General features: G+C 63.6%; 13 protein-coding genes. 7 read left to right on the forward strand and 6 right to left on the reverse strand.

The window, feature by feature from the left end; all coding sequences use genetic code 11:
• Both FBR05_06965 and FBR05_06970 read right to left on the reverse strand, forming a co-directional pair.
• The coding region (locus tag FBR05_06965) for a phosphoglucomutase/phosphomannomutase family protein (GenBank protein ID MDL1871930.1) at positions 1 to 1,347 on the reverse strand (1,347 nt) is incomplete at its 3' end.
• An 84-nt stretch (positions 1,348 to 1,431) separates the two neighbouring features.
• Positions 1,432 to 1,959, reverse strand: coding sequence for a cupin domain-containing protein (locus FBR05_06970; GenBank protein MDL1871931.1), 528 nt, complete (start codon positions 1,957 to 1,959; stop codon positions 1,432 to 1,434).
• Here FBR05_06970 and FBR05_06975 point away from each other — a divergent pair.
• Complete coding sequence (locus tag FBR05_06975) at positions 1,862 to 3,124, forward strand: ROK family protein (protein ID MDL1871932.1); 1,263 nt, start codon at positions 1,862 to 1,864, stop codon at positions 3,122 to 3,124. The genes FBR05_06970 and FBR05_06975 overlap by 98 nt on opposite strands.
• Here the strand turns inward: FBR05_06975 and FBR05_06980 are convergent.
• The gene (locus FBR05_06980) at positions 3,088 to 4,839 is read right to left on the reverse strand and encodes a hypothetical protein (GenBank protein MDL1871933.1); all 1,752 of its coding nucleotides are present in this window, start codon (positions 4,837 to 4,839) and stop codon (positions 3,088 to 3,090) included. The two genes, FBR05_06975 and FBR05_06980, sit on opposite strands and share 37 nt — an antisense overlap.
• Between FBR05_06980 and FBR05_06985 the strand changes: the two genes are divergently transcribed.
• Complete coding sequence (locus FBR05_06985; GenBank protein MDL1871934.1) at positions 4,831 to 5,244, forward strand: hypothetical protein; 414 nt, start codon at positions 4,831 to 4,833, stop codon at positions 5,242 to 5,244. The two genes, FBR05_06980 and FBR05_06985, sit on opposite strands and share 9 nt — an antisense overlap.
• Before the next feature lie 211 nt (positions 5,245 to 5,455).
• Here the strand turns inward: FBR05_06985 and FBR05_06990 are convergent, their stop codons facing one another.
• Positions 5,456 to 6,280 carry an SDR family NAD(P)-dependent oxidoreductase gene (locus tag FBR05_06990; GenBank protein ID MDL1871935.1) on the reverse strand — a complete coding sequence of 275 codons (825 nt, stop codon included), beginning with the start codon at positions 6,278 to 6,280 and terminating at the stop codon, positions 5,456 to 5,458.
• A gap of 276 nt (positions 6,281 to 6,556) precedes the next feature.
• Between FBR05_06990 and FBR05_06995 the strand changes: the two genes are divergently transcribed.
• Genes FBR05_06995 through lpdA form a run of 3 tightly spaced genes read left to right on the forward strand, consistent with a single transcriptional unit; the run spans position 6,557 to position 11,989 of the window.
• Positions 6,557 to 9,298 carry a 2-oxoglutarate dehydrogenase E1 component gene (locus FBR05_06995; protein MDL1871936.1) on the forward strand — a complete coding sequence of 914 codons (2,742 nt, stop codon included), beginning with the start codon at positions 6,557 to 6,559 and terminating at the stop codon, positions 9,296 to 9,298.
• Complete coding sequence (gene odhB / locus FBR05_07000; protein ID MDL1871937.1) at positions 9,299 to 10,567, forward strand: 2-oxoglutarate dehydrogenase complex dihydrolipoyllysine-residue succinyltransferase; 1,269 nt, start codon at positions 9,299 to 9,301, stop codon at positions 10,565 to 10,567.
• A 12-nt stretch (positions 10,568 to 10,579) separates the two neighbouring features.
• Positions 10,580 to 11,989 (forward strand): dihydrolipoyl dehydrogenase, encoded by a 1,410-nt coding sequence (lpdA, locus tag FBR05_07005; protein MDL1871938.1) that lies wholly within the window; start codon positions 10,580 to 10,582, stop codon positions 11,987 to 11,989.
• Here lpdA and FBR05_07010 read toward each other — a convergent pair.
• Both FBR05_07010 and FBR05_07015 read right to left on the reverse strand, forming a co-directional pair.
• The gene (locus tag FBR05_07010; GenBank protein ID MDL1871939.1) at positions 11,986 to 12,843 is read right to left on the reverse strand and encodes a hypothetical protein; all 858 of its coding nucleotides are present in this window, start codon (positions 12,841 to 12,843) and stop codon (positions 11,986 to 11,988) included. The genes lpdA and FBR05_07010 overlap by 4 nt on opposite strands.
• Positions 12,844 to 13,070: 227 nt before the next feature.
• Positions 13,071 to 13,322: an acyl-CoA-binding protein gene (locus tag FBR05_07015; GenBank protein MDL1871940.1), complete on the reverse strand. Its 252-nt coding sequence runs from the start codon at positions 13,320 to 13,322 to the stop codon at positions 13,071 to 13,073.
• Positions 13,323 to 13,367: 45 nt separating this feature from the next.
• Here FBR05_07015 and FBR05_07020 point away from each other — a divergent pair, with 45 nt between their 5' ends.
• Positions 13,368 to 14,819: a hypothetical protein gene (locus FBR05_07020; GenBank protein ID MDL1871941.1), complete on the forward strand. Its 1,452-nt coding sequence runs from the start codon at positions 13,368 to 13,370 to the stop codon at positions 14,817 to 14,819.
• 142 nt (positions 14,820 to 14,961) lie between these two features.
• Positions 14,962 to 15,777, forward strand: coding sequence for a hypothetical protein (locus FBR05_07025; GenBank protein ID MDL1871942.1), 816 nt, complete (start codon positions 14,962 to 14,964; stop codon positions 15,775 to 15,777).
• Positions 15,778 to 15,790: the final 13 nt, after the last annotated feature.

A 15,790-nucleotide genomic window follows, 5' to 3' on the forward strand; every position in this document is an offset into this window, starting at 1 on the left:
CGCCTCGGCGTAGACGCGCAGCAGGGGCTCGGTGCCGGAGGGACGGATCAACAGCCAGCCGTCGTCCTCGAACTCAAATTTGAAGCCGTCGCGGAAATTGGTGCCGCGCAGTTTGAGCCTGCCGAAATCCGGCGTCTCGCCCGCCGCGAGGGCCGCCTTGACCCGTGCGATCGTTTCGAGCGGGATATGCAGGTCGTCTCGCTGGAAGCGGAGCGGCCCCGCCTGCGCCTGAAGCCCCGCGATGATCTTGGAGAGCGGCTTGCGGTGGTGGGCGACGATCTCGAGCAAGAGCAGGCCGCAGAGGATGCCGTCGCGCTCGAAGACGTGGCGGGCGATGCCGATGCCGCCGGATTCCTCGCCGCCCATCAAAGGATCGGTCTTCAGGAATTCTTGACAGATGTACTTGAAGCCGATCGGCGTCTCGATGAGCTCCAAGCCGTACTGCCGGGCCAGGCGGCTGATCATGTTGGTGGTGGAGACGGTCTTGATGACCGCGCCCTTCCACTTCTTCACCTCCACCAGGTGCCGGAGGATCAGCGCGAAGATGTGGTGCGAATCGACGAAGCGCCCCTTCTCGTCGATGGCCCCGATGCGGTCGGCGTCGCCGTCGGTGGCCAGCCCGATGTGGGCCTTATGCCTGCGGACGGTCTCGGCGGCGAGCTTGAGATTTTTTTCGATGGGCTCGGGGTTGACGCCGCCGAAGCCTGGGTTGGCCTCGCCGCGGATCTCGACGACCTGCTTGCCGAGAAGCTTGGTGAAGAAACCGCTCCCCGCGCCGTAGATGGGGTCGGCGACGATCTTGAGCTTGGCGCGACGGATGCGGTTGAGGTCGACCAGCTTCTTCAACTGCCCCAGGTAGGCGCCGTGCGGGTCAAAAAAACCGATCAGGCCGCTCTTTTCGCCCTCCTCCAAGGAGAGTTCCCGCGGCGTCAGGCCGTCGAGATCGTTGCGACGGATACGCTCTTCGACCTGGGCGGTAAACTCCGGCGAGGCCGAGCCGCCGTAGCCCTCTTTGAACTTAACGCCGTTCCACTGGAAGGGATTGTGGCTGGCGGTGATGACGACCCCCGCCAGGCCGCCGCGCGCCTTGGTCATCCAAGAAATGCAGGGCGTGGGGCAGAAGTCCTTGGCCAGCTGGACCTTGAAACCGTTGCCCAGCAACACCCGCACCGCGCGCTCGGCGAAGGCCCGGCTTTGGAAGCGCCGGTCGTAGCCGACGAAGACGGTCTTGTCGCGGCCCGCGGCCTGGAGGTCGCAGAAGGCCTGCAGGACCTTGGCGACGTTCGCGAAGGTGTAATCCTCGCCGATGACGGCGCGCCAGCCGTCGGTACCGAATTTGATTTCCATATTCTCATCCTCTTTGGAGGCACCTGGAACGGAGTCTTCAAACGTGAAGGGTATAAACGCGGGTCTGTCCGAATTCAACCGGGATTATTTTTGCGGCGCCTCCGCGTCCAAGAGCACTCCCAGCAGCAGGGCGGGCTCCTTCCCCTCGTTGATCCAGTAGTGGTTGGTCCCCCGCTGAACCACCGCGTCGAAGGGCTTCAGCGTCACCTTCCCCTCGTCCAAGAGCAAGGTCACCTCGCCCCGCAGGACCACCACGTAGTCGACGGTCCGGGTGGTATGCATCATGGGATTGAGGCGGGTGTCGACGCGGCAGTGGGCGGCGCCGACGGCGGCGAAGGCCGCTTGGGCCGCCCGCTCGGCGGCCTCGGGCGTCAGAGACGGATCCTGGGGCGGGATGAGGAAATAGCGAAAAACGCTCCCGCCGGGCGGCGGCTCCAGCCGCGTGGGCCGGCCGGGCAAGAGGTCCGGGCCCGAGAGCGGGGCCGGCGATTTCTCCGTGAGCCAAAAGTCGAAGATGCCGAGCGGGCCGGGCTTAACCTGGGCGTCGTCGCCGACGCGCGAGCGGCCGTCGGGCCCCGAGGCAGTGACGATGCGGCGAAATTTCATCTCCATGACGGAACTCCCCTATTCGAAAGGTCATTCCATTTTCCTCCCCCGATGGCAAGCGCGACTCCGCACGGGATCGCAAAACGGCACAGAACGGCCTCCGGCAGGAACCGGATCCCCTGTCCCGGAGACCGCAAAAAGACAGCTCACAGGACTTGAAATATTTCTCCGGCGGTGTCCTACTCCCCCCATGCCCGACTCCTATCTCTCCGTCGACCTCGGCGGCACTTCCTTGCGCATGGCCCTCCTCGACGCGGAGGGCGCCTTTCTCGCCCAACAAGTCCTTTCCTCCGATCTGGTGCGCAAAGGGGCCGACCTCATCAAGGTGCTCTCGCAGGAAGCCGAATTGTTCCGCTTTCGCGCCGAGAAGATCGATGCCGAGATTCGCGGCATGGCCTTGGGAATCCCCGGCTTGGTGGACAGCGGGCGGGGGGTGGTACGGCAATCGCCGCACTTCCCGGAGTGGCGGGATGTTCCCCTGCGCGAGGCCTTGCAATCCGCCCTGCCCTTTCCGGTCGTGATGGAAAACGACGCCAACCAAGCCGCGCTCGGCGAGGCCTGGAAAGGCGCGGGGCGCGAGTGGCCCAGCTTCATCCTCCTGACCCTCGGCACCGGCGTCGGCGGCGGCGTCATCCTGGACGGAAAGATTTTCCATGGGCCCAACGGCTTCGCGGGTGAAATGGGACACATCGTATTAGAGCGCAGAGGCTTGCCGGGAGCCCTGGGAAGTCGCGGCACCCTGGAAACCCTCGCCTCGCAAAGCGGGTTAAGACTGCAACTGGAGTCCCTCCAAAATGCGGGCGGGCTTCCGGCGGCGATCTCCGACCTGGACCCCGCGGATCCCGCCCTTCCCGAAAAGCTCTTCCAAGCGGCGAGCGCCGGGGAGTCCGTTGCCCTCGAAATATGGCGTGAGTTCGGCGTCGCCCTGGGCTGCGGCATCGCCTCCCTGGGCCTCGCTTTCGGCTTCGAGCGTTTCGTCGTCGGCGGCGGGTTATCGGCCGCTTGGCGATTTTTCGAGAAGGGACTGCGCGAGGAAATACAGGATCGCGTCTATCCTTGCCTCGCGGAGCGCATGGAAACCGCTCCTGCCAAGCTCGGCAACAACGCGGGCCTATTGGGAGGGGTACGCCTCGTTCAGACGGCGCAATCGACCAGCTGTTCTCCGCCATGACCGCTGCGCCAAAGCAGTTCCAGATAATCCAACTCACGATGGAAGTCCAAGGACGACTCCCGCAAGGTTCGAGCGAACCTCTTCACAAAGTAAGGATCGCCGCCGGGGCGCCTTACCAAGCGCTCGATCATCTCGAAGCGCGTCTCTGACGGCAGCTGCCCGAAGAAATGCATCAGCGTTGCGGATTCCTCGCCCCCCCGCGCGTTGGCCACTAATGCGGCAAACCTCTCGAATCCCCGAGTATCCCCCAGGCGAGTCAGCGCCCAGGCCAGCCCGCCTTGAATCCTGCGGTTCTCGGCCAAGGGAGTATCCGACAACCGTTCCACCAGCGGCAGGAAATACGAATCTCGAAGCCGCCCCACCACGTAGAGGGCGGAGGCAATCCAAGCGGGGTCTCCCGTTCGCAGGGCGGAGGCGACCCCTTCCCGGTAAAGTCGCCTCGTTTCCCGGAATGGCGACACGGCCATCAAGGCGTTCAGGCGCACGCGAGGCACGGAGTGCGCCAAAAAAACCTCGAAGAAGCCGATCAATTTTCGGTCCCGAAACTCCCCCAATGTCTCGAGTGTATTGGCTACGATGCGAGGATCCGAGTCTTCCAAACCCCTCAGCAAGAACGGAATGGCCCGCTTCCCATAAATCGCCCCGATCAATCGCGAGGCGTTGACCCGCACCTGAAGGCTTTTCGAAACGACTCTTCCGCTCATCACGTCCACGGCGAATTGCAAGGCCCGGTAATTCCGAAAGACCCTCATCGCGTCCAGTACCGCCAGCTGGATCTCCTCCTTGTCGGATTGAAACTCCCTAACGACGGCATCCAACGCCTTCGCCTCCTTGGAATACGCCAACCCCAGGATGATGGTCTTACGCAGCAGCTTTTTCGGGTCGCTTCTCAGCATTTCCTCCATCCGGGACGTGAAATCCTTGGGACGCAGGTAAGAAAGCGCCTGGGCGGCCAATATCGACGACTCTTTGTCTCCCGACCCGAAAAGAGCGTAAAGCGTCGGCACCAACCTGCGGTGGGCCTGCCAAGCCCCAAAAACCCCCGCTAAGACGCAAATCGCGGCGATCGGCAGCAAAATGCGAACCTGCTCCGCGGCGCCAATCGAAGCCAGGAAAGGGAGCAAGACCAGGAAGGGAAGCCCCGCGAGGCTGTCGAAAAAGAACACCCCCCAGGAGCGCAACCGGTTCCTCACGCCGTCCTTGAAAGCCGCGTAGATCATCTGGCAGGCCGGTTCTCCGACCACGGACTTGGCGACCACCTGCCCGACCTCCAAGGCGATGAAGGAGAAAAAGACGGGATGGACCCAGCACAGGCCCAGGAAAAACAGCATGACTCCCGCGTACAGGCTCACCAGGCGCAGCGGGGAACTCCTTCTCGCCCGGATCCAACGGGCGGCGAGCGGTCCAAGCGCCACGACCAGCAGGCTGGCCACGAGGTAATATTCCGCCTGAATATCCTTCAAGGCCTCGAAGGAGCCGACGTTCTGCTTGAGGGCCAGCATCAAGAGGTATTCTTGTCCGACGTGGGACAGCCCGAGAAAAAACATCATCAGCAGGAAGAAAACGATGAAAAGGCGGGCATCTTTGCCGTCAAGAGTGGGGGGCTTGGCTCCCTCCCCGGACCCATATTGGATCTCCAAATTGGCGCGCGGCGCGAACTGCGCGAGCACGAGCGCCAGCCACCCCACGATCAGCACGGAGACGACTTGGATCATTTGGCCGGGGGCGAAGCCTTCCGTCCAAAATCTCAGCGTCAGAAAACTCAAGATGGTCCCGATTTCCCGAGCCGAGGCCAGGTAAAAAAAAGACGCTTCGGCCTGTCCGGGATTCAAGTGCTTCATGGCGAGATCGTCGTTGATCCAACGGAACAATCCGCTCCCGAAAATGGAGACCCCGAGCCAAAGGATTCCTCGAGTTTCCAAACCAAGAAAGGGAAGCTGCAAACCGAACAGCAGGACAAGAAAGAAAGCGGCGCAACAGGCGCCGAACACGCTGAATTTGATCTTGAAGCGATGGCGATGAATGAAGCCAAGAAAGAGGCTGAACGCCAAATTGGCCCCGATAATGGCGGCAAGGCCTTGGGAGGGTTCCAGCTCGCTGAGCAGAAAGGCCTGGGCTGAGATGAAGTTGACGTCGACGACCCAGCCGGTCATCACCCCGAGCAGAAAAATGCCTACGGTATTCGACAGCAGCACCCCACGCCCTCCGCTGATCATGCCGTAACGCGTCGAAATCGCCCTAACCCTGAGGGGGTATTATACCGGCAGATTCCTCGGATACCAAGCGATCCGGCAAGGGGCGACCGAAAGGGGCGCCGGCGCTTCCGGATGCTCAGTCTTCCACGAAAAGATCCAAGGCCGGCTCGGTGCCGGGGTCCATGCGGTACTTGTCGAAATCCTGGTAGCCGCGCTCCCTCAAGAAGGGCTCGTCCAACAGGGCGCGGCCCGTCAGTTGGGTCGGGTCGCTGGTGACGATCTCGTAGGCGGCGTCCGCCATGATGGCGGGCTTGCGGCAGCTGGGCATCCCGGCCTCGCCCAGGAGCATCTTGGTCGCCTCGCTGGCGACGAGCGTGCGGGGCCACAGCGAATTGACGCCGATCTTGTACTTGGCCAGCTCCTGCGAGAGGCCGATCGTCGCCATCGTCATGCCGTATTTCGAAATGGTGTAGACCACGTGGTTGCCGTACCACTTGGGGTCGGTGCTGATCGGCGGTGAGAGGTTGAGGATGTGCCCGCCGCCCGCGGCCTTGAGCAGCGGGATACAGAGGTGGCTGCAGAGCAGGACCGCCCGCATATTGAGATGAAGCATCAGGTCGGCCTTCTTCATGGGCGTCGCCTCCAGCGGCGTCAGCGAGATGGCCCCCGCGTTGTTGATCAGGATGTCCAGTTTGCCCCCGAAGCTCTCCCCCACCTTGGCGACCATGGCCTCGACGGAGGCGTCGTTGCGCAGGTCGATCGGGATGGCCAGGGCCTTGCCGCCGGCGGCCTCGACCTCCTCGGCGACCGAATAGATGGTCCCGGGCAGCTTCCCCCCTTCCATGACGGACTTGCCGGTGATGACCAAGTTGGCCCCGTCTTTGGCAAACCTTAGGGCCATTTCGCGGCCGATCCCGCGGCTGCTGCCGGTGATGAGTATATTTTTCCCTTTAAGTTTCATGACTTATCCTTTGGTTCGGGGTGGAGCGCGGGGCCGGCGCCCGCCCCTCGGCCGGCGACCTCGTGCCGGGCCGGAACTAGCTTAAATCTCAAGAGAAATCCAATTTTTTTCACGCGCGCGCATTTGACCCCGGGACTAAATTATTGTAGGAGGGCTCACCCTTTTCGCCGGCTCCCGGGTATAATGCCCCTGAATTGATTAAATAATGAAAAGACCGACGAGAAAATAAGCTTGAATCTTGGGGGCCGCCCGGCAATACCCGGACCCACAACTTATATGCCCAGCTACTTAAATCCCTTAAATACCGGTTACATCGAAGAGTTGGCCGAGCAATACCGGCAAAATCCCGATGCCATCGACCCCAGCTGGCGTTATTTTTTTGACGGCCTCGCCCTGCGCGGCCGCATGGACCAGAGCCTCGCCCCCCAGGGCCCCCGCGAGGCCGACGACCTCGAGTTCGAATTGAAGGTCTTGGAGCTGATCCAGGCCTACCGCGAGCTGGGCTTCCTGATCGCGGACGTCAACCCCCTGCAGCGCGGCATCAAAAACCACCCCCTGCTCCGCCTCGACAAGTTCGGCCTCAGCGAGGCCGACCTCGAGAAGATCTGCGACGTCGGCAACATGCTGGGGCTGGGCCGGGTGACGTTGCGCGAGATTATCCGCACCCTCACCGAGTACTACTGCTCGCCCGCCTCGGTCGAGTACGGCCACATCGAAGACCCGCCCAGCCGCCTCTGGATCCAGAAGCGCGTCGAGTCGAACTACCTGACCAAGGCCCTGCCCAACGAGGCCCGCCAGCGCTGCCTGCAGAAGCTGGTCGAGGCGGAGGCCTTCGAGACCTTTTTGCACAAGCGCTTCGTCGGCCAAAAGCGTTTCTCGGTCGAGGGCAACGACGTCATCATCCCGATGCTCGACTACATCATCGACCAGGCCTCGCAGCTGGGCGCCGACGAAATCCTCATCGCCATGGCGCATCGCGGCCGCCTCAACGTCCTGGCCAACATCTTCCAAAAAGACTTGAAGCAGATGATGGGCGAGTTCTCCGGCAACTTCGACGCCAACGTCGGCGACGGCGACGTAAAGTACCACATGGGCTACTCCACCAAGACCGTGACGCCCGCCGGCAAGGAGATCCACCTCTCGCTCGCGCCCAACCCCAGCCACCTCGAGGCCGTCAACTCGGTGCTGATGGGCATCTGCCGCTCCAAGCAAAAGCTGAAGGGAGACAAGACGCGCACCCGCACCCTCGCGGTGATGCTGCACGGCGACGCCTCCTTCACCGGACAGGGCTCGGTCTACGAGCTGCTCAACATGTCGGACCTCGCGGGCTACACGGTCGGCGGCGTGATCCACATCATCGTCAACAACCAAATCGGATTCACGACGATGCCGCAGGAGTCGCGCTCCACGCCCCAGGCCACCGACATCGCGAAGATGCTCGAGTTTCCGATCTTCCACGTCAACGCCGACGTCCCCGACGCCGCGCTGCGCTGCACCTCCTTGGCCCTGCAGTTCCGCTACAAGTTCAAGCGCGACGTCATCATCGACGTGGTCGGCTACCGACGCTACGGCCACAACGAGGCCGACGAGCCCGGCTTCACGCAACCGCTGATGTACAGGGCCATCGCCAACCACCCACGGGTGCGCCAGATCTACGCCGAAAAACTCTCCGAGCAGAAGGTCGTGACGCCCGAGGCGGTAACCGCCGCCCTCGAGGCCTACAACCAAAAGATCGAGGAGGCCTTGGCCGAATCCAAAAAGACCAAGATCTCTCCCGCGATGCACGCCTTCGGCGACCGCTGGCAGAGCCTGCGCAAGCCGACGGAAAAGGACTTCTTCAAGAAGGCCCCGACGCCGGTGAAGGTCGAGGAGCTGCGGCGCATCGGCGAGCGCATCGCCGCGGTGCCGCCCGGTTTCACGGTGCACCCCAAGATCGAGAAGCTGCTGCAGGACCGCGCCGCGATGCTGCGCGGCGAGCGCGGCGTCGACTGGAGCTTGGCCGAGGCCCTGGCCTTCGGCAGCCTGCTCTGCCAGGGACACATGGTGCGGCTGGCGGGGCAAGATTCCGAGCGCGGCACCTTCTCGCAGCGCCACTGCATCTTCCACGACATCGAGACGGGCCGCAAATACAACGCCTTCAACTTCATCCAGGAGAAACAGGCGGATTTCGAGGTGGTCAACAGCCTGCTCTCCGAGTACGCGGCCCTGGGCTTCGAATTCGGCCAGAGCCTGGCCAACCCCGGCAAGCTGACCCTCTGGGAGGCCCAGTTCGGCGACTTCGTCAACTCCGGCCAGGTCATCGTCGACCAATTCCTCACCTGCTCGGCCGCCAAGTGGCAGCGCTACAGCGGGCTCACCCTGCTCTTGCCGCATGGCTACGAGGGCCAGGGGCCCGAGCACTCCTCCGGCCGCCTCGAGCGCTTCCTCCAGGCCTGCGCGCAGAACAACATCCAGGTCTGCAACCTGACCACGCCGGCGCAGTACTTCCACCTGCTGCGGCGCCAGGTGCTGCGCGACTTCCGCATCCCGCTGGTCGTCATGTCGCCGAAGAGCCTGCTGCGCCACCCGCTCTGCGCCTCCGAACTGAAGGATTTCCAGGACGTGGGCTTCCAAGAAGTCCTCGACGACCCCAATCCCGCCCTCAAAGACAAGGCGCAACGGATCGTCCTGTGCAGCGGCAAAATCTTTTATGAATTGCTGGAAGGGCGACAGAAGTCCAAAAACCCCGACATCCCCATCCTGCGCGTCGAGCAGTTCTACCCTTTTAACGAAGAGCTCTACGCGAAGCTGCTGGCCTCGTATCCCAAGGCCGTCGATATCGTCTGGTGCCAGGAGGGCCCCCGCAACATGGAGGGCTGGACCTTCATGAAGGAGCACCTGGCGCCGCTGCTCGGCAAGCACCAAACCCTGATCTACGTCGGCCGCGCCGCCCAGGCGAGCCCCGCCGACAGCTACCTGCACCTGCACCTGCGCGAGCAAAAACGCATCGTCGCAGCCGCTTTAGGAGAAAGCCACTAAATGAAGCACGAGGTCATTGTCCCCAGCGCGGGCGAGTCCATCAACGAAGTCTTTATCGGAACCTGGCTGAAAAAGACGGGCGACTACGTCAAAAAAGACGAGGTCCTCCTCGATCTCGAGACCCAGAAGACCACCTTCGAGATCCAGGCCGAATACAGCGGCCGCATCGAGGTGCTGAAGCCCGAGGCCGAGACCCGCGTCAAACCTGGCGACGTGATCGCGATCATCGACGACAGCGTCTCCGCCGAAAACGGCGCCGCTGTCGACAAGCCCGCCCCGGCCGTCGCCGCGGCGCCCGCGCCGTCGGCCGCCGCAAACTCCGCGCCCGCCCGCGCCGCCGAGCCCATCCTCCATCCCTCGGCCCGCAAGCTCGCGGCCGAAAAGGGCCTCGACGCCGCCTCCCTCCAGGGCAGCGGCAAGGACGGTCGCGTCCTGAAGGAAGACGTGATGCGGGCCAACGCCCCGGCCACCGTGACCCAGCTGCGCCCCGCCGCGGCGCCGGCGCCCGCCGAGACCAAGCCGCACCTCCCAGTCTTCACCTACCACGTCGACGAGGCGCGCGGAGAGCGCCGCGAGCCCGCCTCGCGGATCCGCCGCACCATCGCGCAAAACCTGGTCAACGCCCAGCACACCGCGGCCATCCTGACGACCTTCAACGAGGTCGACATGACGCAGGTCCTGGCCTTCCGGAAGAAATACAAAGAGAAGTTCCAGGCCAAGCACGGCGTGGGCCTGGGCATGGTCAGCATCTTCGCCAAGGCCTGCGTGCGCGCGCTCAAGGCCTATCCCCTGGTCAACTCCACCTTCACCGGCGAGGACATCATCTATCGGGATTTCGTCGACCTATCGGTCGCGGTGAGCACCGACTCGGGCCTGGTCGTCCCGGTGATCCGCGACGCCGACCGGATCGGCGTGGCCGACTTCGAGAAGAAGCTCGACGAGCTCGGCCGCCGCGCCAAGGAAAAGAAGCTCTCCATCGCCGAGATGACCGGCGGCACCTTCACCATCAGCAACGGCGGCGTCTTCGGCTCGCTGCTCTCGACGCCCATCCTCAACATGCCGCAATCCGGCATCCTCGGCCTGCACAAGATCCAGGAGCGGCCGGTCGTCGTCGACGGGCAGATCGTCGCGCGGCCCATGATGTATCTCGCGCTTTCCTACGACCACCGCATCATCGACGGCCGCGAGGCGGTGAGCTTCCTGGTCAAGGTCAAGGAAGGCATCGAAAATCTCGAGCTCGTGCTCACCGAAAAAGACCTCAATCTCTGACAAGGCAGACTTATGGCATCCGAAATCTCCTACGACCTTATCGTCATCGGGGCGGGCCCCGGCGGCTACGTCGCCGCCATCCGCGCCGCGCAACTCGGCATGAAAGTCGCCTGCGTCGAAAAAGACCGAACGCTCGGCGGCACCTGCCTCAACGTCGGCTGCATCCCCAGCAAGGCCCTGCTCGAGTCCTCCGAGCTCTACGTCCAGGCCAAGGACAAGCTGAAGGACCACGGCGTGCAGCTGAGCGGCCTCTCCCTCGACCTGAAGAAGTGCATGGAGCGCAAGGACCAGGTCGTCGCCCAGCTCACCGGCGGCGTCGCGAGCCTCTTCAAGAAAAACAAGATCGACCACGTCCTCGGCCAGGCCCAGCTCAACGCCGACCGCAGCGTCACCGTCCGGCAGAGCAAAGAAGAGACGACCTTGCGGGCCAAGCACGTGATCCTCGCCACCGGCAGCAGTCCCATCGAGATCCCCGGCGTGGCCGTCGACGGCCGTTCCGTCGTCGACTCGACCGGCGCCCTGGCGCTGAGCCAGGTGCCGAAGAAGTTGATCGTGATCGGCGGCGGCTACATCGGCCTGGAATTGGGCTCGGTCTACCTGCGCTGGGGCAGCCAGGTCACGGTGCTCGAGGCCCTCGACCGCATCGTCCCGGCGATGGACCTCGAGGTGGGCAAGGCCTTCCAGCGCATCCTGCAGAAGCAGGGTATGCAGTTCCAGCTCTCCACCAAGGTGAAGGGCGCCACCGTCAAGAAAGACGGCACGGTGGACGTGACGGTCGAGGACGCCTCCGGGAAGGCCGCGACGCTCAACGCCGACGTGGTTTTGGTGGCGGTGGGTCGCAAACCCAACACCGAGGGCCTCGGCCTGGACAAGGCCGGCGTCAAGGTCGACGAGCGGGGTCGCATCGCGGTGGACGGTAAATTCCAGACCTCCCTGCCGGGCGTCTACGCGATCGGCGACGTGATCGCCGGACCGATGCTCGCCCACAAGGCGATGGAAGAAGGCGTGGCGGTGGTCGAAAATCTGGCGGGCCAGGCGGGCCACGTCAACTACGACGCCATCCCCAGCGTCGTCTACACTTGGCCCGAGGTGGCCTCGGTGGGCCTCACCGAAGAGCAGTTGAAAGAGAAGGGCGTCGAGTACAAGGCCTTCAAGTTTCCGTTGATGGCCGTCGGCAAGGCGATCGCGATGGGCGAGAAGGAAGGCTGGGTGAAATTATTGGCCGACAAGAAGACCGATCGTCTCTTGGGCGCCCACATCCTCGGCGCCCGCGCCTCCGACCTGATCGCCGAGCTGGTCCTGGCGATCGAGTTCAAGGCCAGCGCGGAGGACGTCGCCCGCACCTGCCACGCCCACCCCACCCTTTCCGAGGGCGTCAAAGAGGCGGCCTTGGGGCTGGGCAGCGGGACCATCCACGCCTAGGGAAATTCCATTCCGAAAGCCAGGCTCTTGAGGGTCTTTAAGGCGGGTTTCAAGGCCCAGCCCGCGCGGTCGCGTTCGGCCTGCGCCTGCTTGCGCAAAGCCAAAACCACCTCCCGGAAACGCCGCGACTGCCGGTGGACCTTCCCCGCCGAGTCGAGCTGCGAGCGCGTGATCCGGATGGGCTCGCCCCAATTGACGATCACCTTGCTCGGCAGAAAGAAGGGGATCTTCGGCACCACCCAAAACGGATATTTCGCGATGGGCCGGATCAAGGCGTTGAGGACCTTCTCGTTTTTGATCACCCAAAATTTCAGCATCTTCTCGATGCCCGCATGGGCGATCGGCAGGATCGTCACGCTCTTTTTTCCGCTATCCTTCATATATTGGTGGGCCATACGCAAAAAACCGGTGTGAAACTCGGGCATGTGGTCCGGGTCGGTCAGTCCGGTCAGGAAGTCCATCCCCTCGGGAAAGAGCAGGATGTGCTTCTCCCGCAAGGCCTTGGCCCCGGCCTCGACCGAGATCGGGATGCACTGGCAGCTGCGGAAAAACTCACGCACCAGAGGGAGCTTGAAGGCCTCGGGAAAGACCAGGGTGCCGACGTGGCCGGCGCCCTCGATGTGCATGATGTAATTGATCAAGGTCGCCTCGATGGTCAGCGAGTGGTTGCTGATCAGGATCGCGTTTTCCTTGCGGGCGGCCTCGATGCACTCCTCGAGCGCGCCGAGATGCTCCACGCGAAGGTAATAGTCGTGCAACCACTTGATCCATCGGCTGTGGGATTCGTAGACCGAATCGCCCATCGGCCGGTCGTCGTATCGAAAGGAAAGAACCTCCCGGATAGGTTCCAACATGAGCCCCCCTTAATCGCCGGCCCGCGCGTTCTGAAGCCGGCTTAACCCCTGGGAATAGCGAAGACGCCCTGCGACGGCCAAGAGCCTCGGCATCCCCGTTTCCCGATAAGACTTATCGCATCGCGATGCGTCGACGGGACGCCATCGGACACGATTCGGATATTAGTTTATTTTCGTTATTAACGCACCGGTCCTAGCCCCTTGTAAAGACGCGGCGCGTAGACATCTTAACTCGACAATTTCTTCACCAAGGCCACGTAGGCCTCCATGGCCTTCTCGGCGCTCTTTCCCTTCTGCTTGGTCCAAGCCTCGTATTTGGCCTTGCCCTTGAGATCGAGCATACCCGGCTTGGGCCCGTGCACGTCGCCCTCGGTCGCCTGCTTGTAGAGCCCGTAGAGCTGCAGCAGCTGATCGTTGCTCAAATCCGAGAGCTTTTTGACGTCCTTGAGCGCCTGGTCGAAAGCCTTTTTGGTGGACATAACGGCGAAACCCCCATTAAAAACGGCACATAAGGAGGAGATCCGATGCGACCTCTCCGCCGAGCTGGAAAGATTTTAACCGCTCTGACGATTCTTGCCACCGCTTTTTCCGCCGCCTGCGAAAAAAAATCCCCGGCGCCCCCGCCTCCGGCCGCCACACCGGCGCCGACCGCGGGCAAGTCCCTTCAATTGCCGAGATTTTTGGGCCTAAGCCTCAACGACCAGCCGGTCGAGCAGGTCGCCGCCGCCTTCCAAGACACGCAGACCCTCGAAGTCCAGGATCTGCAAAAGAGCTTCGGGATCGAGGACCCGGCCTACCTCGAAAAGGTGTTGGGCCTGATCGAATCCCAGCTGCAATCCGGCGCGCCGATGAAGTGGATCGGCATTTATTTCGGAGGCGCCCCGAAAAATTTGGCGAGCCGCTGCCTCAAGGACAGCGGTTCCGGGATCTGTCTGATCGAGCCCTACGCCTTCAACTGCGCCGAGGCGATTTCCCAAAAAAATTGGAACGAGGAAAACTTCTTGAAGCTCTGCCGCCGCCTGGGCCGGCTCAAGGCCTACAAGGCGGATCGTCTCGTCGCGCTGGTTTCGGGCGAAGGAACCTTGGGGTTCGAGGAAATAACTGCAAGCGCTCCTCCGCCGGCGGAGAAGGCCGCGGAAAAGAAATCCGCCAAGGCCAAGGCCAAGGCCCCGCCGGCGACGCCCGCGCCGACAAGTCCCGTCCCGACGGCGGGCAGGCGCCCTTTCCCCGAGATGATCGATTTGCTGCAATACCTGCAGCGCGAAGGATTGTTGGTCGGCTTCGTCGCCGACCAAGACGCCGCGGCCGCCCAGGCCGCGCTCGCCGCGCTGGGGCTCAACCTCCCGGCCGACCGCGTCGTGGGCCGCGACGTCGGGGCGGAGGCGTCTCCCGAGAGGCGCGCCCTCCAGGCGCTGCGCCTGGCGCGGCGCTACGTCGAGGCCCGCAACCGCCTCGCCGCCAAGCCCGAGGACCAGATCAACCTCGAGGACCTGCGCCTCGTCCTGCTCGCCGGCGACGACTTCGCGCCCGGCAACGGGGCGGGTTTCGGCGACGGCATCGCTTATCTAGAAAATCTCTCCACGGTGCCCGGCGGGGCCGATCTGCTCTTCCTCCACCGCCACGTCCTCGAGGCCGACCAGAGGCTCAGCCGCAAGAAGGCCGCGCGCGAGAACTTCCAATTCTTCCTCGCCCAGGCCCGGGCCCTACACCCGCTGCGCTTCGGGATCTCCCTCGAGCAGGCCGCGGTCGGCGAGGTGAAGGCACCCGGCGGGAAGGGCGGATTCTTGACCCAGGATCCGGGCGCCGCGCCCGAGTCCCTCCCTACCGAGACCCGCCCCACCGAGACGCAGCCGACCGAGACCAGGCCCAGCGCCACCCCGGCGCCGGGCGCGGCGAAGCAGCCCGAGACCAAGCCGAGCACGTTGCTGCAAATCCCCCCGGCCGCGCCGCCGGATCCGCGCCGGGATGCGCTGTAGCGATTCTTTTTTAAGACGCCGGCGCGAGGGGGTCGTCCGATTTTCGAACCCTTTCCAACCGGACGCTCCGCCAAGCGATCGCTCGGCGAAAATAACCGCTTGAAATTTCGCCGTATTTTTTTTGAAGGCCGGAGGGGGCTCGATGGCATCCCGCCTGCACTTCTTGCCGGGCATGAAAATCACCCGACCTAACGCCTCCCCCTCCGAAACCCCGCGAGAAGAACCCCAAGCCAGTCCGCAGCCCTTGCCGCCGCCTCTTCCCCCTGAGCCGCCGGACCACCGGGCCCCCGAACGATTGCGCGCCCTGGAACATCGCCGAAATTACGACTTCTCCGGCCTCACCGGCGGAGCCTGGGATGTCGTCCACGCCACGAATTTCCAGTCCGACAACGCCGCGGCCGACGCCCTGCTTCGGCAAATCAACCACTCGGTCGCAGGCGCCGCGGCGGTCCTCAACGTCGTCAACAACGCGGCCGGTTTCGTGCTGGTGGACGCGCCGCGGGCCCTGGAAGATGGACTCGTCGCCGTCGGCGGGCCCTCCTTCGAGGAGCTGGCCGTCGCCGCGCGCAGCGCCACGCCGGGGATGCCGCTCGACGACCTCGCCGGCTACGGCTTGGCCAGGATCGCCCAGCTCTCCCGCCGGGTGCGGCTGCGGATCAAGCCCAGCGACCTTCGCCTCGGGCCCGAGGCCTTCAAGCATATCCAAAAGAGGCACCTCGACGGCTGGCCCGCCCGGCTTCCGAAGAGCCTCTTCTTTCCCAACGTCGACTTAGAAAAACTGCTCAAGCAAGCGGCGAAGGTCCCGCGCTCGGCGCAGCGCGGCGGCAATTACGAGCGCATCGTCGAGGGCGCGCGCTACGTCGGCATCGACCGCCGATCGCTGGAGCCGACCGCCGTCTACTCGGTGATCACCACCCCGCAGGACCGCTTGGTGACGATGTTTCCCGGAAAACCCTGAGGCATGCTGCAGA

It is taken from the genome of Deltaproteobacteria bacterium PRO3, from assembly GCA_030263375.1.
Lineage (GTDB): Bacteria > UBA10199 > UBA10199 > DSSB01 > DSSB01 > DSSB01.